The organism is Amycolatopsis sp. cmx-8-4, assembly GCF_046548675.1.
Classification (GTDB): domain Bacteria; phylum Actinomycetota; class Actinomycetes; order Mycobacteriales; family Pseudonocardiaceae; genus Amycolatopsis.
The window spans coordinates 1-1126 of the sequence record NZ_JAEBDZ010000089.1; the positions used below are offsets into that span (position 1 = coordinate 1).

Here is a 1126-nt window from a genome sequence, read left to right on the forward strand (position 1 = left end):
GGCGAGCAGCCCGCAGCAACCGAATCGGGATCGCTGCCGCAGGCCGCTTGACATAGGAGCATCAGGGAGCTCGACCCTCGACTGCCACGCTCGTAACGTTCCTCGCGGAACATAAGGACCGGTTCGGGGTCGAGCCGATCTGTGCCGTGCTGACCGAGTTCGGTGTGAAGATCGCCCCATCCACCTACTATGCCGCCCGCTCGCGGCCGATATCGGCGCGGGAGGCCCGGGACCAGGAATTGATGATAGAGATTCAGCGTGTGTACGAGGATAACTATTGCGTTTATGGTGCCCGGAAAGTCTGGCACCACCTGCGGCGGGACGGTATCACGGTGGGCTGGGGCCGGGTGGAACGACTGATGCGCCGGCTGGGCCTGGCCGGGGCGGTGCGCGGGCGGACGGCGCGTACGACCATCTCCGACAAGGACGGCATACGCGCTACGGACCTGGTGAAACGCCAGTTCGCAGCGGGTGCGCCGAACCGGTTGCGGGTCGCGGATTTCACCTATGTCGCCACCTGGGCCGGGACCGTCTACGTCGCCTTCGCCATCGACGTGTTCTCCCGCAAGATCGTCGGCTGGCAGGCGAGCATGTCCAAGGAGACCGACCTGGTCCTCGACGCCATCGACGCGGGACTCCATATCCGCGACTATCGACGCGACGGCGAGGACAAGCTCATCCACCATTCCGACGCGGGCAGTCAATACACGTCTTTCCGGTTCACCCAGCATCTCATCGACTCCGGTATCGACGCGTCGATCGGTACCGTCGGCGACGCCTACGACAACGCGCTCGCAGAATCGACCATCGGTTTGTACAAAACGGAGTTGATCAAACCGCGAGGGCCGTGGCATAATAGGAACGACGTCAGGATCGCTACCGCCGCGTGGGTTGAGTGGTACAACGATCGGCGACTACACGAGGCCTGTGGCTACCGGCCACCGACCGAGTTCGAGACCCTGTACGAGCTAGTGTCTCGTGATGCTGTTTGGTTTACGTTGGGTTGACGGGGCATGGTGTTGGCTGGCTTGGTGGAGTTGACGACGGGGCAGCGCGGCGAGTTGCAGGCCTTGGTGTACAGCCCGGATGTGGCGGGGACGGTCGCGACGCGGGCCCGGATCGTGCT

1 pseudogene is annotated in these 1126 nt (G+C 63.8%); it reads left to right on the top strand.

The annotated features are described in order from the left end of the window. Positions 1 to 104 precede the first annotated feature (104 nt). A pseudogene (locus tag ACLJQZ_RS48510) lies at positions 105 to 1007 on the top strand (IS3 family transposase); the annotation flags it as partial. Positions 1008 to 1126 lie beyond the last annotated feature (119 nt).